Source organism: Nonomuraea rhodomycinica, from assembly GCF_013363995.1.
Classification (GTDB): Bacteria; Actinomycetota; Actinomycetes; order Streptosporangiales; family Streptosporangiaceae; genus Nonomuraea; species Nonomuraea rhodomycinica.
This window is the reverse complement of the sequence record NZ_JABWGO010000001.1, coordinates 108,367-132,113: the sequence shown is the minus strand read 5'-3', so window position 1 is coordinate 132,113 and position 23,747 is coordinate 108,367. Positions and strand designations below refer to the sequence as shown.

Sequence of the window (23,747 nt, the reverse complement as noted above, 5' to 3'; positions counted from 1 at the left end):
ATCGCGTACCTCACGGGGTGTCGAAGCGGCGGGCCAGGACGACGAGCAGCCCGGCCACGGCGGTCAGGACGATGGCGCCGGTGATGACGCTGGGCCATCCGGCACTCTGCCACTGGTAGGCGGCCAGCGCGCCGAACACCGAGCTGCCGGCATAGTAGGCGAGCAGGTACAGCCCGGCGGCCTGGCCCACGCCGACGCCCACCCGCTGCGCGCGGTCGGAGACCCAGCCGCTGACCAGCGAGTGCGTGCCGAGGAAGGCGAAGGTCAGCACGCCCAGGCCGGCCACGATGGCCGGCAGCGCGCTCATGCGGGTCAGCAGCACGCCGGCCCCCAGCAGCGCGACGCCGTGCAGCGCCGCCGGGCCGCGCCCGCGCCGCAGGGCCAGCCGGCCGGCGGCCAGCGGCGCCGGAATCCCCACAGGGTAGGCCAGGAAGGCCAGCGCCGCGGCGCCGCCCAGCAGGTACGGCGCGCCCTCCAGCCGGAAGGCCAGCGCGTTGCACAGGCCGACGAACGCGCCCATGGTCGCCGCGCCCACCAGGCACAGCACCACCAGGGTGGGATCCTTGAGGGTGCGGCCGGTGTTGGCGAGCAGGCCGCCCAGGCGCGGGCTGGACCGCTCGAAGTGCCGCGAGGGCGGCACCAGCGCCCACAGGCCGATCCCGCACACCAGCGTGACGACGCCGACGGCGGCGCTCGCGCCCGTCCAGCCCCACAGCTCGTGCAGCGGCCCGGGCAGCAGCCGGCCGGCGGCGCCGCCGAGCGCGGTGCCCATGATGTAGGTGGCGTTGGCGCGGACGTGCGAGCCGGGCGGCGTCTCCTCGCGCAGGTAGGCGAGCGCCACGGCGGGCAGCCCCGCCAGGGCGACGCCCTGGAGGCCGCGCAGGACGAGCATGCTGTGCCAGGTCGGCGCGAACGCGGTGGCCAGGCCCAGCACCCCGGACGCGACCAGCGACAGCCGCATGATCCCCACCCGGCCGGTCATGTCGGAGAGCGGCCCGACGAACAGCAGCGCCACGGCCATCGTGATCGTGGCCCGCGACAGGACCGCCGTGGACTCCGAGGCGCTCACGCCGAAGTGGCGCGCGACGCCGGGCAGCAGCGGCTGGACGTAGTAGAGGGCCAGGAAGTTCGCCAGGCCGCCGCACATCAGCCCGTACCTGATCCGGCGGTGGACGCGCTCCTCCGCCCCGACTGAGGAGGACACGGCCCCGATGCTGCCCCAGCGGCTCTGATGCGCAAAATGCAGCGTTTGACGTAGCTGATGCGCACCAAGCATCATCGCTGGATGGACGTGCAGACCCTGCGCTGGTTCCTGTCGTTGTGTGACACAGAGAACATGCGCGACACCGCGGCGCTGGAAGGCGTCAACCAGTCCACGCTGTCGCGGGCGCTGGCCCGGCTGGAGGCCGACCTGGGGGTGGAGCTGTTCCACCGGCGCGGGCGGCGGCTGGCCGTCAACCGGTTCGGCGCGCTGCTGCGCGAGCACGCCGCGCGGGCGGTGGCCGAGCTGGACGACGCCCGCCGCCGGGTGGAGGCGCTGGCCAACCCGGACACGGGCCTGATCCGGCTGGGGTTCCTGCACTCGGTGGGGCGGTGGCTGGTGCCGCAGATCCTGCGCGACTACCGCGCGGTCACGCCCGGCATCCGGTTCGAGCTGCGCCAGGGCTTCGCCCGCGAGCTGCTGGCCTGGCTGCACGACGGCGACATCGACGCCGCGCTGGTCACCCCGCCGCCGGCCGGGAGCGCGGCCCGCTGGCACCGCCTGCGCGAGCAGCGGCTGTGCATCGCCCTGCCCGCCGACCACCCGCTGGCCGCCGCCGACTCCGTCACGCTGCGGGACGTACGGGCCGAGCCGTTCATCGCCTTCGCCCCGACCACGGACCTGCGCCGGGTGATCGACGCGCTGTGCCAGGAGGCGGGGTTCGAGCCGGTCATCGCGTTCGAGAGCGAGGAGATCGCCACCGTGCGCGGGCTCATCGCCGCCGGGCTCGGGGTGGGCATCCTGCCGCTGCCGGCCACGCCCGAGGTGGACGACCCGGCGTACCGGCCGCTGGTCCCGGCCCAGCACCGCCCGATCGGCCTGGTGTGGAACCCGCCCCCGCACCCGACGGCCGCCGTCGCCCGCTTCGTGGAGCACCTGACCGGCGCACCGAGGGGTCAGGAGGCCGCGGTCGGCACCCAGTAGCGGCGCTTGTGCGCGGTGACGTCGACGAGCCGTCCGCCGTTGGCCTCGATGACCCGCCGCGAGGCCGTGTTGGTCAGGTCGCACATCACCAGCACCTCGGACAGGCCCAGCGACCGGGCGACCGGCAGCGCGGCGGCGAGCATGGCCGTCGCGTGCCCCCGGCGCCGGGCGGAGGGGCGCACGTCGTAGCCGATGTGGCCGCCGAGCCGCTCCAACGCCGGGGTCAGCCGGTGCCGGACGGCCATCCTGCCCAGGAACCGGTCGCCGTCGGCCCACCACAGCGTGGTCATGGGGACGAACCCCTCCCGCGTGCCCGCCTGGGACCGCTCGCCCAGCACGCGCGCGACATACGCCTCGAACGCGTCCGGATCGGTCAGGGCGGGCGGGTCGACGTCGCCCACGAACCAGGAGGGCGGATAGGCGCGGTCGGCCCGGAACTCGGCCACCGCCTCCAGGAACGACACGCGCAGCCGGGGTGTCGGGTCGATGAACCGGGCCATGACCCTCATGGTGCCCGGGGCTCGCCCGCCGCTCAACCCCATTCACCGCCGGGCGGGGGACTACCGGATCGGGACCTGCAGGTCGCGGAAGGAGGCGATCCTGACGTCGAGGGTCCTGGCGGTCTCGGGCAGCGCGAACAGGCCCCAGAACTCGCGGGTCTGGCCGGGGGCGAACTTCTCGGTGCCGGCCCGGACGCCGGAGACGTCGGTGCAGGCGCAGTAGGAGTCCACGCCGCCGTCCGTGGGGACCTGGAGCCGGCCGGGCAGGTACCGGCGGCGGCCGGCGACGTCGGTCAGGCGGACATCGCCGGCGGCCTGGTACTTGTACGACTCCCAGTCCTGGGCGTGGTGGAGCTCGTTGAACCACGCCTCGGCCGAGCCGTCGTTGGTGACCGTGTAGGTCAGCAGGCCCATGCCGCCGTCCAGCCGGCGCAGACCCGTGATCCGCAGGGTGACCGGCCGGCCCGCGGCCGTGGCGGTGCCGGTCGGCTCCTGGTCCGGGCCGAGCGTGGAGACGGCGTCGGCGGCGGGGTCGGCGGGCTCGGGCCGCGGTCTGGCGAAGGTGACGGTCACGCGCCGGTTGCGGCGCCTGCCCTCCTCGCTGTCGTTGCCGTACAGCGGGCGGCGGGAGCCGTACCCCTTGGCCTCGAAACGGATGCCGTGCCTGGTGAGCAGGCCGGACAGGGAGCGCCGGACCGCCTGCGCGCGGCGCAGCGACAGCGGGTCGTTGACGGCGTCGCTGCCCGAGGAGTCGGCGTGGCCCTCGACCTTCACCACCGCGGCGGGGGAGGCGTCGACCAGCTTGGCGGTGCGGGCGAGGATCACCCTGGCCCGCGGGGTGAGCGTCGCCCGGTTCACCGCGAACAGCACGTCGGAGGAGAGGTTGACCTGGAGGTCCGTGCCGTCGTCCGCGGTCTCCTCCGACTTGTCCAGGGACTCCGACGGGAGGACGACGCGGCGCGTGACGGGGGTGACGGGCTCGGCGTCCGGGTCGGGGAAGTCGCCGGCCGGTGGGCCGTCGCTGATGGGGACGTCCGGCATCGGCGGGCCGACGGGGGTGACGACCGTGGCGGTCGCCGGGTTGCCCGCCGGAGCGGGCGTGACGGCGTACACGGTGATCGACTCGCCGGGTCCGATGAACGGGCCGAGGTCGTCGCGGTCCTGGTCGCTGCAGAGGCACGGGGCGCCGGCGGGCTTGTACGGGAGGATCCAGGTGCGGGCGCGGGTGTCGAGGACGCCGATGCCGGAGGCCCACTTGATCTCGCCGAGCGGGCGGGTGTGGTCGCCCATCTCGCCGGCCCAGGACAGCTTCTTGTCCGTGCCGGTGTTGGACAGGCGGACCTGGACGACCAGGTGCTTGCCCTTGACGCGGTGGAGCCCGACGACCTCGGCCTTCAGGTCCGGGGTCATGGTGCTGCGGGTCTCGGCCAAGGCGGGGCGGGTGTCCTGGCCCGACGGGGTCGCCGTGGCGGCCGGCGCGCTCGCGGCCGGCGCGCTCGTGGCCGGCGTGCCGGCAGGAGCGCTCGAGCCCGGAGCGGTGGCCGCTGAGGTGCCGGCGGGCGGCCGTGGTGCGGCGTCCCGCGACGGCAGCACGCCGCATCCGGTCGCCGCGAGCACGAGAGGGGCGCCCAGGGCCACGATCCGGCGGATCAACGGGACGCCTGTCGTCACGGCGTGCTCCTTGCGGTGCGAGGTCAGAGCGGCCGTTCGGTGGGTGGCCGCGGGGGGAGGACGGCCTTCGAAGGGCCGCATTGCCGCGAAGACGTCAGCTCCGCACATAATCTACAGCTGCTTGTCATCTGTCAGCCGAACTGCCCGTGCTCGCGGCACACGGGATCTCCACGTGGGGCTACGCCGTGCTCGGCGCGCTCGACGGCGGCGCGGTACGCACCCAAGCCGCCCTCGCCGAGGCGATCGGCGCCGACAACACCCGCATCATCGGCACGCTCGACACGCTCCAGGAGTCGGGGGCGAGGACCGGCTCCTCGCCCGCCTGCCCCCGGACGACCGCCAGGTCTTCCTGCGCGCCGTACGGGCGCTGTCGGAGCCGTCCGCCGGGGACGTCACCGGCTGACGGGCGCTCAGCTGAAGTGCTGGCCGGCGTTGACGTCGAGGGTGGCGCCGGTGACCGAGCGGGCCTGGTCGGAGGCGAGGTAGAGCACGGCCCGGGCGACGTCCTCCTCGGTGGCGATGCGGCGCAGGGCCATCGCCGACACGTCACGCGCCCGGATCTCCTCGAACGTCGCCCCCTCGGCCACGGCCCTGGCGCGCATCCAGTCGTCCAAGACCTCCGAGGCGATCCAGCCCGGCGCCACGCAGTTCACGCGCACCCCGTACGGCCCGAGCTCGTCGGCGAGGCAGTGCGACAGCAGGTGGACCGCCGCCTTGCCGGCCGCGTAGTCGCTGCGTCCCGCGTAACCCGCGCGCGAGGACATCGACGTGACGTTGACGATCGCCCCGGACCCGCGGGCGACCATGTGCGGCGCGATGAACCGGCAGGCCAGCAGCGTCCCGTACGCCGCGATGTCCACCGCCGCGCGCCAGGCCGCCAGGTCGGCTTCCGCCATGTCGAGCACGTTCCTGCGGTGCGAGCCCGGGAAGGCGGCGTTGACCAGGACGTCCGCCCCGCCGAAACGCTCGGCGACGAGGCCGGCCAGCCGCTCGACGTCGTCGCGGCGGGAGACGTCGGCCACCACGGCGCACGTCCCGGGCACTTCGGCGGCCGTCCGCTCGACGGTCTCCGCCGTGCGCGCCGCGACCACGACGCGTGCGCCCTCGGCCGCCATGAGCCGCGCCAGCGTGCGCCCCAGCCCCGGGCCCGCCCCGGTGATCACCGCCACCCTGTCCCGCAACAGCACGAGCTAACCCTACCAAGCGCTAGGTCGGACCTCCAGGTTCTCGTCGTACCCGCGGCGGTCAAGGCACCGCGGTGCACGCCGGGCCCTCACGGCGCGGTGAGCGGCTCCGACGCGTACGCCCGGTGCAGCGCCTCCACGAAGGACGGCGCCTCGGGCAGGGACACGGAGCCGATCCGGCGCACCGCCACCCCCGGCGTCCACGAGTTCATGACCACGGCCCCCGCCATCGACGGCACGTCGGCGGGCCGGACCTCCTGGACGCGCTGCGGCACACCCACATCCGTCAGCCGCCGGCGGACGACGCCCATAGTGGTCCCCTCCAGCATCTCCGCCTCCGGCCACACCACCGCGGAGCCGTCCCAGAAGGCCAGGTTCCAGATGGTCGCCTCGCTGAACCGGCCCCGGCGGTCCACGAACGCGGCGTCGTCGAAGCCCTGCTCGACGGCCCGGCGCAGGAAGTACGTCTTGGCCACCTCGCCGACGTGCTTCACACCCGGGAGGACCCGTTCGTACTCGACGACCGCCAGGGCGAGCGGGCCGCGCGGGCCGGACGCGGCGGGCCCGGTGCGCACCAGCAGCGCGGGCTCCGCGCCGGCCCCGTCCGCGGTGAACTCGCCCTCCGGGGAGTACACGGTGGCCGTCAGGGAGACGTCGCCCGGACCGTCCGACAGCGCCGCCCGAAGGCGGTCCCGTACCAGGTCGTCGGGCAGCGCCCGGCCGAACAGCTCCACCGAGGCCGACCGCAGCCGGGCCAGGTGCAGGTCGAGGCCCCTGACCCGGCCGCCGCGCACCTGCATGGCGGTGAAGTGGGCGTACCCGGCGAAGGCGAGCGGCGCCAGCTCCTCGGCACTCGCCGCGCGCCCGTCACGGTGCACCACGAAAGAGGACATAGATCACTCCCAGTGATTGATACGGAATGTCCGCTGACGAGGCGACGTTAGGGCCTGACATCGATGGCAAGGTCAAACGCGGGGGAGCGGGTCGCATGCTGATCGGGGAGTTGTCCCGGCGCACCGGGGTGAGCGCGCGGCTGCTGCGCTACTACGAGGCACAGGGATTGCTCGACGCCCGGCGCGACCCGAACGGCTACCGCTCCTACGACGAGGACTCCGTGGTCACCGTGCGGCAGATCCGCGCCCTGCTGGGAGCGGGCCTGTCCACCGAGGTCATCCGTGAGGTGCTGCCGTGCGTGCGGGGTGAGCGCCCGGAGTTCGAGTGGTGCGCGGAGCTATGGGACATCCTCAACGGGGAGCTGGCCGCCATGGACGCGCGCATCGACGACCTGCAGCGCAGCCGCGGCGCCCTCGCCGGTTTCCTGTCGCGTCCCTGACCGCCTGCCGGTTCCTGTCGCACCTCTGACCGACCCGCCGACCTGTGCGACCGCGTCGCGACCCGGACGACGGCGCGGGGTGCGGGGCCGGACTTGCGACGGCGGATGACAGCCGACGACCACGGGGTGGTGGTCAGCGTGCGCCGAGGGGGGCGCGGCGGGCGAGGACTTTGCGGTGGCTGATGCGCCAGCCGCGCTCGCAGCGCGTGATCGTGTCCTCGTACGTGACGCTGCCGCACGTGCCGTCGGCGCGGACGCCGATGCCCTTGGACAGGCCGCGCACCCGGCCGTCGGGCAGCGAGGTGAGGACGATGTTGGTGACGTGGTGGCCGACCGGGTTGGCCTCGCCCATCGCGAGCGCCGCGGCCCGCAGCCCGGCCAGCCCCTCGATGATCCCGCCGCCGAGGTCGGTCACGTCGTAGAGGAGGTCCTCGGTGAAGACCTCGTCCAGCCGGTCGAGCTCGCCGCCGTCGACCAGGTGGCCGTGCATCGCGATCAGCTCCGTGATCACCGTGCGGTCGTCGAGGTCCAGCGCCATCGCAGCTCCCGTCGTAGTGTGCCCGCCCGTCCCCCTTCAGGACGCGACCAGCCTAGACAGCGCCTGTGACAATTCCGCGAGAACCCGCTTCGGGCGGGAACGCCCTACCAGGAGGACGACGGATGGACGGTGAGGGGCCATGGCCGGGGTGCGGGTGCGGATGCGACGGGTCTACGAGGAGCCGGCGGGCGACGACGGGACAAGGGTGCTGGTCGACCGGGTCTGGCCCCGGGGGCTGTCCAAGGAGGCGGCCCGGTTCGACGAGTGGTGCAAGCAGGTCGCGCCGTCGACCGAGCTGCGCCGCTGGTACGGCCACGACCCCGACCGCTTCGCCGAGTTCACCCGCCGCTACCAAGCCGAGCTGGAGGAGCCGGAGCGGGCGGAGGCGCTGGAACACCTGCGCCGCCTCGCCGGGGACGGCCCGCTGACGCTGCTCACCGCGACCGCCCGCGCCGACATCAGCCACGCCGCCGTGCTGGCCGGACTCCTCGACGCCTGAACGTCACACGAAAGATGTAGCCGGATCTCCTCTCGCGGCAGGAAGCGCGCCCGCCCGGATCATCACTAGATTTCCCGGCGGACGGGGCGTCGTGTCCCCGCTGCCGAAAGGAAAGAGGCTCGCATGACCTCCGCTCGCAAGACGCTGCTCACCGGCCTGGCCACGTTCGTGGGCGGGGTCGCGTTGTGGCTGTTCGGGCTGGACGAGGAGATCTTCATCTTCACACCGTCGAAGATCGGCGTGGTGCTCATGGTCGTCGGCGGGGTGGAGACCCTGTACGGGGTGTACAAGGTGGTCAGCGGCGCCGATGATGGCACCGCGTCCGGCCACCGGTGACGGCTGCGGCGCGTCACCTGGTGCCGGTGACCACGGTCGCGTACAGCTCGTCCGAGGTCGTCACACGGGGGGTGAGTCCGGCGCGCGCCATGGCCTCGGCCGTGTCCGCGGCCTGCCGTTCGCTCGTCTCCACCAGGAGGTGCCCGCCGGGGGCCAGCCAGAGCGGCGCCCCGGCGATCACGCGGCGCACGATGTCGAGCCCGTCCGCGCCACCGTCCAGCGCCAGCAGCGGCTCGTGCTCGCGCGCCTCGGCGGGCAGCAGCCCGATGGCGCCGGTCGGCACGTACGGCGGGCTGGCCAGCAGGACGCCGACGCGGCCGCGCAGCCGTTCGGGAAGCGGCTCGTAGAGGTCGCCCTGGTGGACGCGACCTCCCACGGGGGCGAGGTTGCCCCGGGCGCAGCGGACGGCGACCGGGTCGAGATCGACGGCGTGCAGCTCGACGGGGCTCCCGTCGCCGATACGGGACTCGACAGGGCGCGGGTCGCCGGTCCGGGTCCTGGCAGGGTGCGCGTTGTCGGAGTGCGTTCCGACACGGCACGGGTCGTTGACGGGCGTCTCGGCGGGATGCGGCTCGTTGGCCTGCGTCTCGGTAAGGTGCGCGTCGGTGGCGGGCGTGCCGGCGAGATATGGGTCGCCGACCTGGGCCTCGGCAGGACGTCGGCCGTCGGTGTGCACTTCGGCAGGGCCTGCGATGGCGGCCCGTTCCTCTGTGGCGGGGGTGGAAAGGGCGGTCGCCACGGCGGCGCCCAGCGCGCCCGAACCGCAGCAGAGATCGACGACCACCACGCGGAGCCCGGCCGCCGGACCACCGGAGGCGGCCGCGGGACGACCGCCTCCGCGCGCGGGAGCACCGGCTCCGGCCGCGGGACTGCCGGTGGCGGTCGCGAGCGTCCGCCGGGCCAGGTCGATCGCCTGCGCCGCCAGGAGCTCGCTGCGGCGGCGCGGCACGAAGACCCCGGGATCCAGGGTCACCCGGAGGCCGTAGAACTCGGCCCAGCCGAGCACCTGCTCAAGGGGGAGCCCCGCGACGCGCCGGTCCACCATGGCGGCGAGGTCGGCGGGGGTGCGCGCGGTGGAGGTGAGCAACTCGGCCTCGTCCTCGGCGAAGACGCAACCGGCCGCTCTGAGCTGGGCCGTGATGGCGGAGGGAGTGAGGGAAAGCGGTGAAACTGACATGAAGCGCCCTTCCGGAATGCCCTGGGGCGCTCTCCCGGTCAGCCGCGTCGGGTAACCGGCCCGACCGCGAGGCGAGAGCACCCGGCCTGATCTGGCGAAATGGGTCTCACCTCCTCGATCGTCCACTGCTGGAGACGGCAGCCTATCGGAGTCCGTCACGGGCCCGCAAAGCGGTCCAGGCCGGAAGGGGAGCCCCGCCGCGCGAAGGGGACGCGCGACGGGACACGGCCCGCCACGGCACCAGGGCCGCCCGGGCGTACGGGTGAACGAGTGAACGGGTGAACGGGTGAAGTGGGCGAATGGGCGGGGGCGCGTGCGGCGGCGCGGGACCGCACGGAGGAGGCGCCCCCGGGATCGGAACGACTAGCAGGTCCCCCGGACGTAGGCCCGGAAGGTGAAGTTCCAGCGGCCCACGTACCTCGACTCGCCCGGCGCCACGCAGAAGTACTCGCTGGGCGACAGGATGTACGTCACGAGGATCCGCTCGTTGCCGCCGGAGCAGTTGCGGTACATCGCGGCGTCCCCGTCCCGGTAGAGACCGCAGTCCGCGGCGGCGGCCATGGAGATGCGCACGCCGTCGGAGGCGGGCGCGGCCGTCGCGGCGGACGCCGCGCCACCGGCGAGCATCGTCATCGTGTAGAGGGCGGAGGCGGCGACGGCCGCCCGGCGGAGCCCGGTGAGCTTGGTCATGGTGTTCTCCTTCGCTGTGTGCCACCGGCCTCCGCCGTGTGCGGCGGCCGGGTTCGACAGGTGGATCGTCGTGCCGTCGAGCCGCCGGCCAGAAGGGGTTTCCCGGCCCACCGGGCGAGGAGGAAACCGGGAAACCGCCTCCCACATCGGCCTTCGCGAGCTCGGCCGCGCGGATACAGTGGGTGTCCGGCCGGACGCGTACGGTGTCGGAGAGGGCGGTGCTCGGGGTGCGGGCCGAGGAACGGACGGGTGCGGACGGCTGGCAGGTCGCGGAGTCGGCCGAGATCGCGGAGAGCCGCAAGACAGCGGAGCCATCGGATACGGCGGCGGGCGGCGAGGTCGCGCAGGGTGCTGAGGGCGCCGGGAGCGGCGAGAGTGTGGAGACCGGTCGAGGGCCTGTCGAAAGCGACGGCCCCCCGGAGAGTGACGGCCTTCCGGGAAGCGATGCCCCTCCGAGGACAGATCGCCTTCCGGAGAGTGACGGCCTTCCGGTGCGCGACGCACCTCCGAAGGCCGACAACCGTCCGGCGAGGGACGGCCTTGCGGAGGGCGACGGCCTTGCGGAGAGTCCGGGGGCCAGGTTGCGGCGGCTGCGGCGGGAGCGCGGGCTGTCCCTCAACGAGCTGGCCCGGCGCACCCACTACACCAAGGGCTACCTGAGCAAGGTCGAGACCGACGACAAGGCGCTCACCCCGGGCGTCGCCCGCGGCTGCGACGAGGCGCTGGAGACCGGCGGGCAACTGGCCGCCCTGGTCGAGCGGGTGGCGGGCGCCTGCCCGTACCGGGGGTTGCGCCCGTACGAGGCGGAGGACTCGCGCTGGTTCTTCGGCAGGGAACGTGCCCTCGCCCTGCTCGTGAGCCGGCTGACCGAACGGCTGCGCGGCGAGGGACCGCTGGCCGTGGTCGCCCCGTCGGGGGCGGGCAAGTCGTCGCTGCTGCGGGCCGGGCTGCTGGCCGCCGTCCGGCGTGGCGCTCTCCCCGTCCCCGGCTCCCGTTCCTGGCCCGCGCTGCTGTTCACGCCCGGCGAGCGGCCGGTCGCCGAGCTGCTCTCCCGCGTCGCCGCGGTCACCGGTCTGGACGCTGCCGGCCTCGAACTGGCACTCGCCGACGGCCCGGACCGGCTCGCCGAGCAGGTACGGGCCGCACTGGACGGCCGCCCGGTCCCGGACGGAGGGCAAGGGCCGAGCAGAGGGCGGGGACCAGGCAGGGGTCGGGTACCGGACAGCGGGCGGGGACCGGACTCGATACCGGTCCGGGAGGGGCAGGCCGCGCCGGACGGGATGCCGGCGTCGGATGGGCGGCGGGTCTCGGACGGGATGCCGGCGTCGGACGGGCGACAGGCGTCGGACCGGCGGCCGGTGCCGGTCGGGCGGCCGGTGCCGGACACACGGCCGGTCGACACATGGCCGGTCGAGACGCGGCTGGTGATGGTCGTCGACCAGCTCGAGGAGGTCTTCACGCTCTGCCCCGACCTCGCCGAGCGCCACCTGTTCCTCGACGCCCTCCACGCCCTGAGCCTCCGCCCGCCGGCCGCCGACCGGCGGGGCACGCCCAGCACATCCGGAACGCCGGAGCCGCCGCCCGCGCTCGTCGTGCTCGGGATCCGGGCCGACTTCTACGGCCACTGCCTCGCGTACCCCGGCCTGGTGGACGCGCTGCGCGACGGCCAGTTACCGCTCGGCCCGATGACCCCGGCGGAGCTGCGCGAGGTCGTCACTGGCCCCGCCCGCGCCGCCGGCCTGACCCTGGAGCCCGGCCTGGTGGAGCTGCTGCTGCGCGACCTGGGCGTGCCGGCCGACACCCCCGGCGACGGCCACGGCCACGGCCCTCTGCCGGAGCCGGGCGTCCTGCCCCTGCTGTCGCACGCGCTGCTCGTCACCTGGCAGCGGCGGCGCGGCGACACCCTGACCGTCGAGGACTACCGGCTGACCGGCGGCATCGGCGGCGCCGTCGCCGCCACCGCCCAGCGCGTCCACGACGGGCTCGACCCGCACGGACAGGAGATCGCGCGCCGGCTGTTCCTGCAGATGGTGTGCGTGAACGAGGACAACACCGAGACCCGCCGCCCGGTCGACCCGCGCCGCCTGCCCGAGTCGCACTTCCCGCCGGAGGCCACCGCCGCGGTGGTCGAGGCGTTCGCCGGGGCGCGGCTGCTGACCGTGGACGCCGGCCTGGCCTGGCCGGCGCACGAGGCGCTGCTGCGGGCCTGGCCGGCGCTGCGCGAATGGATCCTCGCCGGCCGCGCCGGCCTGCGGCTGCGCCGGCAGATCCTGGAGGCGGCCGAGACGTGGGAGCGCGAGGGGCGTGACCCGTCCCTGCTCTACCGCGGCACCCGGCTGCAGGCCGCGCACGACTGGGCGGCACGGGCCGGCGCCGGCGCGTCGGGATGCGCCGACACCGCGCCGGGCGCGGCCGAACGGGAGTTCCTGGAGGCCGGGCTCGCGCTGCGCGACGCGGAGGATGCCGCGGCCCGCCGCCGCTCCCGCCGCCTGCGCCACCTGGCGGCCACGCTCGCCGTCCTGCTGGTGCTGGCCTCCTCGGCCACCGTGTACGCGGCGCGCACCCGGGCGGAGGCCACCGAGCAGCGCGACCTGGCGCTGTCGCAGAAGGTCGCGGGCGAGGCCGCCGGCCTGCGCGAGGCGGCGCCCTCTCTGGCCGCGCAGCTCAGCCTCGCCGCCTACCGGCTGTCGGCCACGCCCGAGTCGCGCAGCGGCCTGCTCACCGCCTTCACCGCCCCGTACGCGGCGCGGCTGACGGCGGGCGAGGGGGTCAACCGGGCACTGTTCAGCCGCGACGGCCGCCTGCTCGTCACGGCCGGCGACGACGGCGTCCGCCTGTGGGACGTGACCGACCCGCACCGGCCGGCCGCGCTGTCGGAGTTCGCGGGGGACGGCGCCGACGTCGAGGCCGCCGCGCTCAGCGCCGACGCGCGCCGGCTCGTGACCGCCGGTCTCGACGGCTCCGTACGGGTGTGGGACGTGGGCGATCCCCGGCGGCCGGTCCCGGTGTCCGGGTTCGCCGCCCACGACAGGGCCGCGTGGTCGGTGGCGCTGACCGCCGACGGCTCCATGGCGGCCACCGTGAGCGACGACGGCACCGCCCGGCTGTGGGACCTGTCCGACCCCCGCGACCCGGGCCCGCTCGCCACGCTGACCGGCCACGCCGGGGCCGTGCGCGGCGCCGCCCTCAGTCCCGACGGCCGTACCCTCGCCACGACGGGAGACGACGACACGGGACACCTGTGGGACGTCGCCGACCCGCGCCGGCCGCGCCGCCTGGGCACCCTCACCGGGCACGGCGAGGACGTCTGGGCCGTCACCTTCAGCCCCGACGGCACCAGGATCGCGACGGGGAGCGACGACCGCACGGGCGGGCTGTGGGACGTCTCCGACCCGCGCCACCCGCACCGGCTCGCCACCCTGCCCGGCCACTCGGGGCCGGTCATCGCCGCCGGGTTCGGCCCCGACGGGCGGACCGTGGCCACCGGCGGCTGGGACCACGAGATCAGGGTGTGGGACGTCTCCGACCCGCGCCGGCCGCGCCCGGTCTCCGTGCTGACCGGGCACAGCGACACCGTCGGTTCCGTGGCGTTCAGTCCGGACGGGCGCACCCTGGCCAGCGCGAGCTGGGACCACACGGCCCGGCTGTGGGAGACGGGCGGGCCGGTCGCGCGCGGCCACGAGGGGCCCGTGCGCGCGGTGGCCTTCCACCCGGGCGGGCGGCTGCTGGCCTCGGGCGGCGACGGCCGGGCGGTGCGGCTGTGGGACGTGGCCGACCCGTACCGTCCCGTCGCGCGCGGCGTCCTCGACAGCCCGTCCGGCACGACGTACGCGCTGGCGTTCGGCCGGGGCGGCACGGTGCTGGCGGCGGCGGGCGAGGACGAGACGGTGCGGCTGTGGGACGTCTCGGACCCGGCGGAGCCGGCCCGGCTGCCCACGCTCACCGAGCACACCGCCCGGGTCCGCGCGGTCGCGTTCAGCCCGGACGGGCGGATGCTGGCCGGCGCCGGGTTCGACAACACCGTGCGGCTGTGGGACCTCACCGACCCGCGCCGACCGGCGCCGCTCGCCGCGTTCGACGGCCGGGCCGGCTCCCTGTACGCGGTGGCGTTCTCACCGGACGGGCGCAGGCTGGCGAGCGCCGGGTTCGACGGCGCCGTACGGCTGTGGGACCTCGCCGACCCGCGCCGCCCGGCCCTGGCGGCCACGCTGCGCGGGCACCGGAGCACCGTCCACGCGGTCGGCTTCAGCCCGGACGGGCGCCTGCTCGCCAGCGCCGGCTTCGACCGGACGGCCCGGCTGTGGGACCTCACCGCGCCCGGCCGGCCGCGACCGCTCGCCACCCTGACCGGGCACCGGTCCGGGGTCAGCGCGGTCGCGTTCGGCCGCCGGGGCGGCCTGCTCGCGACCGCCGGCGACGACCGGACCGTGCGGCTGTGGGACCTCGCGCGCCCGGCGGCGCCGCGCCCGCTGGCCGTGCTGACCGGTCACGGCGACTCGGTCCGCGCGGCGGCGTTCGGCGCCGACGGCCGCACGCTGGCCACGGCCGGCGGCGACGGGACGGTGCGGCTGTGGGACCCCGACCCGGAGCGCGTGGCCGCCCGCGTCTGCGCCCTCGCCCACCCGGTCATCACGCCTTCCGAGTGGGCGGAGCACTTTCCCGGCCTCGCTCTCGTCCCTCCCTGCTGAATCCTCTGTCACGGCACAGCCGGCCTGGCCGCCACCCGCCGCACGGGGCCGAGGGCCTCCAGGAAGACGCCCGCTGACCGGGTGACGGCGGGCCGCCGTCACGGCGCACTCCCGGCCATGGCTTCCGTCACGGCCGTGACCTCGCTACGAGGACAGCAGCGCGGCCGGGTCGCGCTCCGGCGGGCCCGCCGGCCACCACCGGCCGTCGTGGAGGGTGAACGGGTACCAGCGGCCGTCGCGGCCGTAGCGGAGCTGGCGGTCGCCGCCGATGGTCCACCGGTTGCGGGACAGCTCCGTGGGCGGCGGCTCCTCGCCCTCCCACGCGGCCTCCAGGACGGCCCGGGCCCTGGCCAGCTCGTGGCGGGGCGGCGTCCAGGGCGACTCCAGCGCGTCGAGCCCGTCGGCGCCGCCGTACCGCCAGGCCCGCACCGCGGCGTCCAGGCCTAGGTCGAGGTCGTGCTCGGCGGCGAGCCGCACGCGGTCCTGGTACTCGGTCAGGACGGCCGGCTCCCGGCCGAGGGCCGCGGCGGCGAGCACGTCGCGCGCCCGGGAGGCGGCGGAGGCGGCCAGCACCTCCAGTGCGGCGACGTCCACGCCGGGAGCGGGTTCGAGCCGCAGCGGCGTGAACGTGACGTCGAGCGGAGGCGGCTCGGGCAGCGGCGGCACCCCGGCCCCGGCCGCCTCGGCCGCGAACACCTCGGCCGCGGGCACACCGCGCCCGCCCTCCGGACCCCCCGGGAGGACACCGGCCGTCAGGGCGCCCGCGCCTGCCACCCCGAGTCCAGGGCCGCCGGGTGCAGGCCCGCCGATGCCCGCGCCGTCGACACCCGTCCCGTCGAGGCCCGTCCCGCCGGCGGCCCTGCCGTCCACGCCCTGCTCGCCGGTCCCGAGGCCGCCGGGCCGCGACCCGCCCCGCGCGCCGTCGTCCCCGGCCTCGGCGGCGGGCGTCCGCGCCGGGGAGCCCTCCGAAGCGCCGCGCACCGGTCCCGCGGCGGGCGCGGCGGTGCGCCGCTGGAGCGCCCGCACCAGGTCGTCCCGGCCGCGTCCCCGCAGGAGCAGCAGCACGAACGGGTCGCCGTCCAGCAGCCAGGACGCCTGGTAGCACAGCGCCGCCGCGTGCGGGCACGGGTGGCCCCAGTCGGGGCAGGAGCACTCGGGTTCGAGGTCGCCCACGGCGGGCAGCAGCGGCACGGCCGCGTCCTCGGCGGCCGTGACGAGGTCGTGCGGCATGTCGCCGTCGAGCAGGGCGGCGATGTGGCCGGCCTTGGCCGTGACCTGGTCGAGGAAGCGGTCCCATTCGGCGGCGGTGAGCCGCTCGACGCGCACGACCGTGTCGTACTCGCCCTCGGTGACCGCGGCCAGCCGGCCCGGGCTGACCGTGATGGGACCGACCTGGCCGGTCTTGGCGTAGGTGCGGCCCTTGCGCAGCAGCCCCTGGTCGAGGGAGGTGTCCTCCAGGGCCTTGATCCAGGCGTGGCCCCACCAGGTGGTGGCGAAGCGGGCGCCGGCCCGCTGACGGGGGAAGGCGGGGAATCCTCTGACGGCGTTCATCTCAGCTCCACCAGTGCGGCGAGTTCGGCGTCGGTCAGTTCGGTGAAGGCGGCCTCGCCGGAGGCGAGCACGGCCTCGGCCAGGGAGCGCTTGGCGGCGAGCATCTGGGCGATGCGGTCCTCGATGGTGCCCTCGGCGATCAGCCGGTGGACCTGCACGGGACGGGTCTGGCCGATGCGGTAGGCGCGGTCGGTGGCCTGGTCCTCCACGGCCGGGTTCCACCAGCGGTCGTAGTGGATGACGTGGTCGGCGCGGGTGAGGTTGAGGCCGGTGCCGGCGGCCTTGAGCGACAGCAGGAAGACGGGCGCCCGGCCGTCCTGGAAGCGCCGCACCATCTCCTCGCGGCGGGGGACCGGCGTGCCGCCGTGCAGGAGCTGGGTGGTGACGCCCCGCTCGGACAGGTGCCGTTCGAGCAGCCGGGCCATCGCGACGTACTGGGTGAAGACCAGCACGGCGCCGTCCTCGGCCACGATGGTGTCGACCAGCTCGTCCAGCAGTTCCAGCTTGCCGGAACGGCCGCTCAGGCGGGGCGCCGCCTCGTGCAGGTACTGGGCGGGATGGTTGCAGATCTGCTTGAGCCCGGTGAGGAGCTTGACGATGAGCCCGCGCCGGGCCATGCCGCGGGCCTCGGAGATCCGGGTCATGATCTCGCGCACGACCGCCTCGTACAGGCCGGCCTGTTCGGTGGTGAGCGCGACCGGGCGGTCGGTCTCGGTCTTGGGCGGCAGTTCGGGCGCGATGCCGGGGTCGCTCTTGCGTCGGCGCAGCAGGAACGGGCCGACCAGCCGCGACAGCCGCTCGGCGGCCTCGGCGTCGCCGGACTCGGCGGGCCTGGCCCAGCGCGCGCGGAAGCGGGCCAGCGGGCCGAGCAGGCCGGGCGTGGTCCAGTCGAGGATGGCCCACAGCTCCGACAGGTTGTTCTCGACGGGGGTGCCGGTGAGCGCGACGCGGGCGGCGGCGGGGATCTCGCGCAGCGCCTTGGCGGTGCCCGAGGCGGGGTTCTTGACGTGCTGGGCCTCGTCGGCCACCAGCAGCCCCCACGGGTGGGCGGCCAGGCGGGCGGCGTCGAGCCGCATGGTGCCGTACGTGGTGAGGGCGAAGCCCTCCTCGGGCAGGGTGCGGGCGGCGCCGTGGTAGCGGCGCACGGGCACGCCCGGGGCGAAGCGGGTGATCTCCCGCTCCCAGTTGCCGAGCAGCGAGGCGGGACACACCACGAGCGTCGGCCCGCCGCCGCCCCCGGCGGCCCAGTGGTCGCGCAGGTGCAGGTGGAGGGCGATGAGCGTGATGGTCTTGCCCAGGCCCATGTCGTCGGCCAGGCAGCCGCCGAGCCCGAGGGACGTCATGCGGGCCAGCCAGCGCAGCCCGAGGAGCTGGTAGTCGCGCAGCGTGGCGGCCAGCCCCTCGGGGGCCTGGATGTCGAGGGGCTCGGCGAGCCGGTCGCGCAGCTCGGCCAGCCAGGCGCTCGGCTCGACCGGCACCTGCTCGCCGTCGACCTCCACGGCGCCGGTGAGCGCGGCGCCGAGCGCCTCCAGCCCGGTCAGCGGCTTGAGGTCGCGCTGGCGGGCCTTGCGCGCCACGTCGGGGTCGACGAGCACCCACTGGTCGCGCAGCCGGACGACGGGGCGGTGCGCCTCGGCCAGGGCGTCCATCTCGGCGGCGGTCAGCCGTTCGCCGCCGAGGGCGAGCCGCCAGTCGAAGCCGGTCAGGTGCCGTCCGCTGAGGAAGGAGGGCAGGTCGGAGGGGCGGTCGCGGTCGCCGACGACGGCGCGGGCGGTCAGGCCGCGTACCAGGTGGCGGGGCCAGTGCACCTCCACGCCCGCGGCGGCCAGCCGCTCGGCGGCGCCGGTCAGCAGCTCCCCCACCTCGCCGTCGGACAGCGCCAGCTCGTCCGGGACGGCGCTGTCGAGCAGCCGGGCCAGCGCGGGCCAGGCGCGGGAGGCGCGGCGCAGCGCCACGGTGACGTCGATGCGGGCCCGGCCGCCGAGCCCCGGGTCCTGGCCGCGCCACAGGGCTCCGGCGTCGACCACGAGGGACGGGTCGGCCTGCGCGTGGACCTGGACGACGGCGCGGAAGTCGTCCACGGGGGGGTCGCCCGCCTCCAGACGCAGGGAGACCCGCACGCCGGAGTCGAGCGCGGACGACACCTCGCCCGCCCAGGCGCGCAGCCGGGCCGCCTTGACCGGCTTGGCGGCGGCGAACATCGAGGTGCCGGTCGCGCGCACCGCGCCGGGGGAGCGGGGCATGGCGTCGGCCACCGCGTCCAGGAACGCCCGCACGTGCCGCTCGGCGTCGGGCAGCAGCACACCTTGATCACCGGATGCGGGCAGGGGCTGGGCGCGGGCGGCGGCGGGCATGGCGGCGGCCAGCTCGCGCACGCGCTGGAGGTCCGCGGCGTCGAACGGCCCCGCCCGCCAGGCGTCGTGGTCGCCGTCCGTCACCCCGGGCAGGATGCGCCCCCGGGTGACGAGCTGGAGGGCGAGGACCGCGACGGCTCCCCAGAACCGGGCGGCGGGATGGGCGGCGGCGTCGTGGCGGGCGCGGGCCAGGGCCGCGACGGCCTCGCCCACGGGCAGCCGCGTGGCGGGCACCCGGCGGATCCGCACGGTCCCGTCGCCGGCGTCCTCGGCCACCTCCGCCACCTCGGTCGCCGCGGCGTCCTCGGTCATGCCGCCGCCGTCCGTCGTGAGGAAGACCATCCGGCCGGACCTGGGCGGATCGCCCGGCTCGAAGAGGACCGCCTGCCGTACCAGATCCGTTGATGCGCTCACGGCCGTACAGTGTACGGTACATGGGGCTGTGGTTTACCACAGCTGAGATCGGGCGTTCGCCTCATTACCGGCATATTTGATCACCCATAGCCTTAAGGGCATGACTGACTGGGTGGTTGGACTCATGGAGGACCTCGGGGCGCCGGGGGCCGGCATCGCGATCGCACTGGAGAACCTGTTCCCGCCGCTGCCGAGCGAGGTGATCCTGCCGCTGGCGGGCTTTACGGCGAGCCGGGGCGAGATGGACCTGCTCGACGCGCTGGTGTGGACGACGCTGGGCTCGGTGGTGGGTGCCCTGGCGCTGTACTGGGTGGGCGCTCTGCTCGGCCGGGACCGGGTGCTGGCGATCGCCGCCAGGATGCCGCTGGTCAAGCCTGCCGACATCGAGAAGACGGAGGCGTGGTTCCTCAGGCACGGCCGCAAGACGGTGTTCTTCGGTCGGATGGTGCCGCTGTTCCGCAGCCTCATCTCGATCCCGGCGGGCGTGGAGCGGATGCCGCTCACGACGTTCCTGGCCCTGACGACCGCCGGCAGCCTCACCTGGAACACCGTCTTCGTGATGGCCGGCTACCTGCTCGGCGAGCAGTGGGAGCTGGTGGAGACCTACGTCGGCGTCGGCACGAACGTGGTGATCGCCCTGATCGCCGTCGCGGTGCTGGTCTTCGTCGGCGTGCGGCTGGCCGAGCGGCGCAAGGGGCGGCATGCGACACGTCGCTGAGGGAGCCCGGGTGGCCGGGGCGGTGGCGCTGGGCGCGGTCACGGCGCCGCTGGAGGCGGTGTTCCTGCTGCTGGCGCTGCCGTTCCTCGGCAATCCGAACGTCTCGGGCGCGGCGGCCCGCCTGGCCGCGCTGGAGGTGCGCCGGCTCCGCCTCGACCCGGCCGCCCTGGGCCTGACCGCCGGACCCGCCGACCCCGTCGGACGCGGACCCGCCGGGCGCGGGCGTGAGGACCGGGCGGGGCTCGCCGGAGCGCGGGCGCTGCGGTTCCTGACGCTGCGGCTGCCGGTCGGGGTGCTGGGCGGCCTGGTGGTGACGCTGTTCGTGGCCGGGGCCGCCATGGCGCTCGCGACGACGCGGGCGTGGCTCGGCGGCGAGCCGTTCGACGGCATGGAGCCCACCCCGCTGCTGGTGACCTATCTGGCGGTCGCCGGGATCGTGCTGCTGTTCATCGACGTCTCCGGCATGATCGGCGTGTACGCGCTGGAGCGGCGCCTGGCCTTGGCGGTGCTCGCGCCCGACCGCACCGAGGCGCTGGAGCGCAGGATCGCCGAGCTGTCGGAGAGCCGGGCCGGGATCGTGGCGGCGGTCGACTCCGAGCGGCGCCGCATCGAGCGCGACCTGCACGACGGGCTCCAGCAGCGCCTGGTGGCCCTGTCGATGCTGATCGGCCGTTCCCGCCGGGGCCGGCCGGAGCTGCTGGACCAGGCGCACGAGGAGGCGCAGCGGGCCCTGGCCGAGCTGCGCGAGGTGGCCTGGCGGGTGTACCCGAGCGGGCTGGACGCCCTGGGGCTCGGCGACGCGCTGGCCGGGGTGGCCGAGCGGTCGAGCGTGCCCGTGGCCGTGGCGTGCGACCTGCAGGGACGGCCGCCGATGGCGGTCGAGACGGCCGCGTACTTCGTGGTGTGCGAGGCCGTGACCAACGCCGCCAAGCACGCCGGCGCGGCGCGCATCGCCGTGGACGTCCGCCGCGCCGGCGCGGCGCTCGTCGTGCGGGTGCAGGACGACGGCGCGGGCGGCGCCGACCCGGCCGGCAGCGGCCTGTCGGGGCTGGCGCGCCGCGTGGCGGCGCTGGACGGGACCTTCAAGGTGACGAGCCCGCCGGGCGGGCCGACGACGATCGTGGCGGAGCTGCCGTGCGAGTGATTCTGGCCGAGGACTCGACCCTGCTGCGCGAGGGTCTCATCCGGCTGCTGGTGGAGGAGGGGCACGAGGTCCCGGCCGCCGTGGGCGACGGTGCGTCGCTGGTGGAGGCGGTGGCCGAGCACGTCCCCGACGTGGTGGTCGTGGACGTGCGCATGCCGCCCACCCACACCGACGAGGGGCTGCGCGCGGCGCTGGAGATCCGCCGCCGGTGGCCGGGGGTGCGCCTGCTGGTGCTGTCGCAGTACGTCGAGAAGAGGTACGCGGCCGAGCTGATGAGCGGCGACGTCGAGGGCGTCGGCTACCTGCTGAAGGACCGGGTGGCGCAGGTGGCCGACTTCCTGGACGCTCTGGAGCGGGTGGCGGCCGGGGGAGCGGCGTTCGACCCGGAGGTGGTGCGCCAGCTCCTGGCCCGTACCACGCAGGTGGACCCGCTGGCCCGGCTGACGGCCCGCGAGCGCGAGGTGCTGGAGCGGATGGCGCAGGGCCTGACCAACGCCTCGATCGCGCAGGAGCTGCACGTGTCGCAGAGCGCGGTGGAGAAGCACGTCAACGCGCTGTTCGACAAGCTGCGCCTGTCGCACGTCACCGGCTACAGCCGCCGGGTGCTGGCCGTGCTGCGCTTCCTGGAGTCCTGACCCGGCGCGCCTCGCGCGCCGGGCCTTCCGTCGAGCACGGCGCTCTTGACAAAAAAATTTGTCGGTGAGACGGTGGGGGCACCTCGGAAACGGACCTCTGGGAACGGAGACGCAGATGCGGAAGATCGTCGCGGGACTGTTCATCTCGCTTGACGGCGTGGTGGAGTCGCCGGAGAAGTGGCACTTCCCGTACTTCAACGATGAGATGGCGCAGATCGTCGGCGCCCAGATGCAGGAGGCCGACGCCATGCTGCTCGGCCGCCGCACCTACGAGGAGTTCGCCGCCTACTGGCCGAACCCCGAGCCGCAGGCCGCCGACCTGGCCGGCTACATGAACGGCACCCCCAAGCACGTCGTCACCACGACCCTGCGCACGGCGGAGTGGCAGAACTCCTCGATCGTGCAGGGCGATGTCCCCGCCGCGCTCAAGGAGCTCAAGGAGCGGCCGGGCAAGGACATCTCGATCACCGGCAGCCCCACGCTGGTGCGCTCGCTGCTGCGCGACGGCCTGCTCGACGAGCTGCGCCTGCTCATCCACCCGGTCGTGGTGGGCTGGGGCGCCAAGCTGTTCACCGACGGTGACCAGGTGCCGCTGCGGCTGCTCTCCGGCCGCACCCTGGAGACCGGCGTCATCCACGCGATCTACGGAAGGGCCTGACCATGCCGACGACCACCAGCACCAAGACCGTCGCCGCCAAGCTCCTGGTCAAGCCCGGCGCCGCCGTCTGGGTCTCCGACCCGGCCCACCGGAGCCTGCTCGAGCCGCTGCCCGAGGGCGCTCGTCACGCCGAGAGCCTCGGCGAGGCGGACGTCGCGGTGGTCTTCGCCGCCGACGCCGCCTCGGCCCGCCGGCTGCTGGACGCGCACCGCGACGCGCTGACCGGCCCCTCCGTGCTGTGGGTGGCCTACCCGAAGGGCAACCGGTCCGACGTCAACCGCGACACGCTGTGGCCGATCGTCGGCGAGTACGGCCTGCGGCCCAACGGGCAGGTGGCCGTGGACGAGGTCTGGTCGGCGCTGCGCTTCCGTCCGCTGAAGGAGGGCGAGGCGCCGTTCACGGGTGGCCGCTGAGCGCTCCGCCCGTACGGCGGAACGCTCGTACGGAGGCGCCGGGTCAGGGCGCGAGGGAGCGCAGACGGGAGCGGATGGCCGTGGCGGTGGCCGAGCCGGCCTCCCAGCTTCCGTCCAGCGGGGTGATGGTCACGTCGCCAGCCGCCAGCAACGTCCGGTCGGCGTCCTGCACCGGGTCGGGGCCGGGGTCGGCGATCGGGACGATGCGGTAGCACAGGGCGCACGCCTCCGGCGCGGGCGTGTAGCCGGCGCCGTACGGCAGCGAGGTGCCCAGGTGGGCGATGCTGACCGTGCCGTTGGGCGTGACGGGGTAGTTGACGTTGAGCGCGGTGCGGGCCGGCAGCACGGGGCCGCCGTTGGCGGTGGCCGCCAGCCGGTTCACCAGTCGTACGGTGAACTCGATCGAGCGGGCGGCGCTGGGCACGGAGCTGCCGTCGCGGGCGACGCTCAGCGCGATGGCGGGGACGCCCGCGACGACGGCGGTGATGGCGGCGCCGACCGTGCCGGAGTAGGTGGCCGCGGCGGCGACGTTCTCGCCCGGGTTCGGGCCCGAGACGACCAGGTCGGGCAGGTCGCCGGCGAAGGGGACGCGGGTGCCGAAGGAGACGGCGTCGCTGGGGCTGCCGCCGACGGCCCAGCCGTCGTCCCGCTTGGCGGCCTCGATCGTGCTGCCGAACCTGGCGTTGATCATGGTGCCGGAGGCGCTGGCGTCGGCCGCCGGGGCGACGACCGTGACCTCGTGCCCGGCGGCCTGCAGGGCCTGCCGGAGCTGGTGGAGGTAGGTGGAGGAGTAGCCGTCATCGTTGGTCAGCAGGATGCGCAGGGGCTGCCGGTGGAGCGCCTGCGCCGGGGCGGTGCCCGTGGCCAGGAGCGCGAGGAGGAGGAGGGGGACGAGGGTGAGGCGTTTGAACACGTGGATCTCCTTGCCGAGCACCGTTGCCAACACGTAGCAGAGCTCGCCTACGTGACGGCTTGGACGGTATGCGCGGCCCACCCCGCCGGACCACCTGCAAACCCCCTCAACCAACCCCAGATGAACCCCCGGTGAACCCCGAGTGA

21 protein-coding genes are annotated in these 23,747 nt (G+C 75.3%); 10 read left to right on the top strand and 11 right to left on the bottom strand.

Annotation, left to right across the window (positions count from 1 at the left end; all coding sequences use genetic code 11):
- Window positions 1-10: 10 nt before the first annotated feature.
- Window positions 11-1,204 (bottom strand): MFS transporter, encoded by a 1,194-nt coding sequence (locus HT134_RS00660; RefSeq protein WP_175598290.1) that lies wholly within the window; start codon window positions 1,202-1,204, stop codon window positions 11-13.
- 81 nt (window positions 1,205-1,285) lie between these two features.
- On the opposite strand from HT134_RS00660, the gene HT134_RS00655 reads away from it, so the two are divergent.
- Window positions 1,286-2,185, top strand: coding sequence for a LysR family transcriptional regulator (locus tag HT134_RS00655; protein ID WP_175598289.1), 900 nt, complete (start codon window positions 1,286-1,288; stop codon window positions 2,183-2,185).
- Here HT134_RS00655 and HT134_RS00650 read toward each other — a convergent pair.
- The 4 genes from HT134_RS00650 to HT134_RS00635 form a co-directional block, all read right to left on the bottom strand.
- Window positions 2,158-2,685 carry a GNAT family N-acetyltransferase gene (locus HT134_RS00650; RefSeq protein ID WP_175598288.1) on the bottom strand — a complete coding sequence of 176 codons (528 nt, stop codon included), beginning with the start codon at window positions 2,683-2,685 and terminating at the stop codon, window positions 2,158-2,160. The two genes, HT134_RS00655 and HT134_RS00650, sit on opposite strands and share 28 nt — an antisense overlap.
- A 60-nt stretch (window positions 2,686-2,745) precedes the next feature.
- Complete coding sequence (locus HT134_RS47470) at window positions 2,746-4,356, bottom strand: OmpA family protein (protein ID WP_175598287.1); 1,611 nt, start codon at window positions 4,354-4,356, stop codon at window positions 2,746-2,748.
- Between the two features lie 410 nt (window positions 4,357-4,766).
- Window positions 4,767-5,543, bottom strand: coding sequence for an SDR family oxidoreductase (locus HT134_RS00640; RefSeq protein ID WP_175598286.1), 777 nt, complete (start codon window positions 5,541-5,543; stop codon window positions 4,767-4,769).
- Window positions 5,544-5,629: 86 nt separating this feature from the next.
- Window positions 5,630-6,433 (bottom strand): aminotransferase class IV family protein, encoded by an 804-nt coding sequence (locus HT134_RS00635; protein ID WP_175598285.1) that lies wholly within the window; start codon window positions 6,431-6,433, stop codon window positions 5,630-5,632.
- 95 nt (window positions 6,434-6,528) lie between these two features.
- Between HT134_RS00635 and HT134_RS00630 the strand changes: the two genes are divergently transcribed.
- Window positions 6,529-6,873, top strand: coding sequence for a MerR family transcriptional regulator (locus tag HT134_RS00630; protein ID WP_175598284.1), 345 nt, complete (start codon window positions 6,529-6,531; stop codon window positions 6,871-6,873).
- 133 nt (window positions 6,874-7,006) lie between these two features.
- Here the strand turns inward: HT134_RS00630 and HT134_RS00625 are convergent, their stop codons facing one another.
- Window positions 7,007-7,411, bottom strand: coding sequence for a nuclear transport factor 2 family protein (locus tag HT134_RS00625; RefSeq protein ID WP_175598283.1), 405 nt, complete (start codon window positions 7,409-7,411; stop codon window positions 7,007-7,009).
- A 139-nt stretch (window positions 7,412-7,550) separates the two neighbouring features.
- Between HT134_RS00625 and HT134_RS00620 the strand changes: the two genes are divergently transcribed.
- Together HT134_RS00620 and HT134_RS00615 are read left to right on the top strand one after the other, a co-directional pair.
- The gene (locus tag HT134_RS00620) at window positions 7,551-7,910 is read left to right on the top strand and encodes a DUF488 domain-containing protein (protein ID WP_175598282.1); all 360 of its coding nucleotides are present in this window, start codon (window positions 7,551-7,553) and stop codon (window positions 7,908-7,910) included.
- 123 nt (window positions 7,911-8,033) lie between these two features.
- Entirely contained in the window at window positions 8,034-8,246 is a 213-nt protein-coding gene (locus HT134_RS00615) for a DUF5708 family protein (protein WP_175598281.1), read from the top strand.
- A gap of 13 nt (window positions 8,247-8,259) precedes the next feature.
- On the opposite strand, the gene HT134_RS48000 is transcribed toward HT134_RS00615, so the two are convergent.
- Together HT134_RS48000 and HT134_RS00605 are read right to left on the bottom strand one after the other, a co-directional pair.
- Window positions 8,260-9,423 (bottom strand): class I SAM-dependent methyltransferase, encoded by a 1,164-nt coding sequence (locus HT134_RS48000; RefSeq protein WP_175598280.1) that lies wholly within the window; start codon window positions 9,421-9,423, stop codon window positions 8,260-8,262.
- 363 nt (window positions 9,424-9,786) lie between these two features.
- Window positions 9,787-10,113 (bottom strand): DUF6355 family natural product biosynthesis protein, encoded by a 327-nt coding sequence (locus HT134_RS00605; protein WP_175598279.1) that lies wholly within the window; start codon window positions 10,111-10,113, stop codon window positions 9,787-9,789.
- Between the two features lie 581 nt (window positions 10,114-10,694).
- On the opposite strand from HT134_RS00605, the gene HT134_RS00600 reads away from it, so the two are divergent.
- On the top strand, window positions 10,695-14,801 hold the full coding sequence (locus tag HT134_RS00600) for an nSTAND1 domain-containing NTPase (RefSeq protein WP_175598278.1): 4,107 nt from the start codon (window positions 10,695-10,697) through the stop codon (window positions 14,799-14,801).
- Between the two features lie 144 nt (window positions 14,802-14,945).
- Here the strand turns inward: HT134_RS00600 and HT134_RS46665 are convergent, their stop codons facing one another.
- Window positions 14,946-16,352: an SWIM zinc finger family protein gene (locus tag HT134_RS46665; protein WP_217707117.1), complete on the bottom strand. Its 1,407-nt coding sequence runs from the start codon at window positions 16,350-16,352 to the stop codon at window positions 14,946-14,948.
- Window positions 16,349-19,120: an SCO1167/SCO6262 family helicase gene (locus tag HT134_RS00590; protein WP_312887903.1), complete on the bottom strand. Its 2,772-nt coding sequence runs from the start codon at window positions 19,118-19,120 to the stop codon at window positions 16,349-16,351. The genes HT134_RS46665 and HT134_RS00590 overlap by 4 nt, the downstream gene beginning before the upstream one ends.
- A 100-nt stretch (window positions 19,121-19,220) precedes the next feature.
- On the opposite strand from HT134_RS00590, the gene HT134_RS00585 reads away from it, so the two are divergent.
- The 5 genes from HT134_RS00585 (at window position 19,221) to HT134_RS00565 (ending at window position 22,688) form a co-directional block, all read left to right on the top strand.
- Window positions 19,221-19,838: a DedA family protein gene (locus tag HT134_RS00585; protein WP_175598277.1), complete on the top strand. Its 618-nt coding sequence runs from the start codon at window positions 19,221-19,223 to the stop codon at window positions 19,836-19,838.
- Window positions 19,822-20,982, top strand: coding sequence for a sensor histidine kinase (locus HT134_RS00580; RefSeq protein WP_175598276.1), 1,161 nt, complete (start codon window positions 19,822-19,824; stop codon window positions 20,980-20,982). The genes HT134_RS00585 and HT134_RS00580 overlap by 17 nt, the downstream gene beginning before the upstream one ends.
- On the top strand, window positions 20,973-21,617 hold the full coding sequence (locus HT134_RS00575) for a response regulator (RefSeq protein ID WP_175598275.1): 645 nt from the start codon (window positions 20,973-20,975) through the stop codon (window positions 21,615-21,617). The genes HT134_RS00580 and HT134_RS00575 overlap by 10 nt, the downstream gene beginning before the upstream one ends.
- A gap of 115 nt (window positions 21,618-21,732) precedes the next feature.
- The gene (locus HT134_RS00570; protein WP_175598274.1) at window positions 21,733-22,275 is read left to right on the top strand and encodes a dihydrofolate reductase family protein; all 543 of its coding nucleotides are present in this window, start codon (window positions 21,733-21,735) and stop codon (window positions 22,273-22,275) included.
- A 2-nt stretch (window positions 22,276-22,277) separates the two neighbouring features.
- Window positions 22,278-22,688, top strand: coding sequence for a hypothetical protein (locus HT134_RS00565; RefSeq protein WP_175598273.1), 411 nt, complete (start codon window positions 22,278-22,280; stop codon window positions 22,686-22,688).
- A gap of 43 nt (window positions 22,689-22,731) precedes the next feature.
- Here the strand turns inward: HT134_RS00565 and surE are convergent, their stop codons facing one another.
- Window positions 22,732-23,601, bottom strand: a complete 870-nt coding sequence (surE, locus tag HT134_RS00560) for a 5'/3'-nucleotidase SurE (RefSeq protein ID WP_175598272.1) — start codon at window positions 23,599-23,601, stop codon at window positions 22,732-22,734.
- Window positions 23,602-23,747 lie beyond the last annotated feature (146 nt).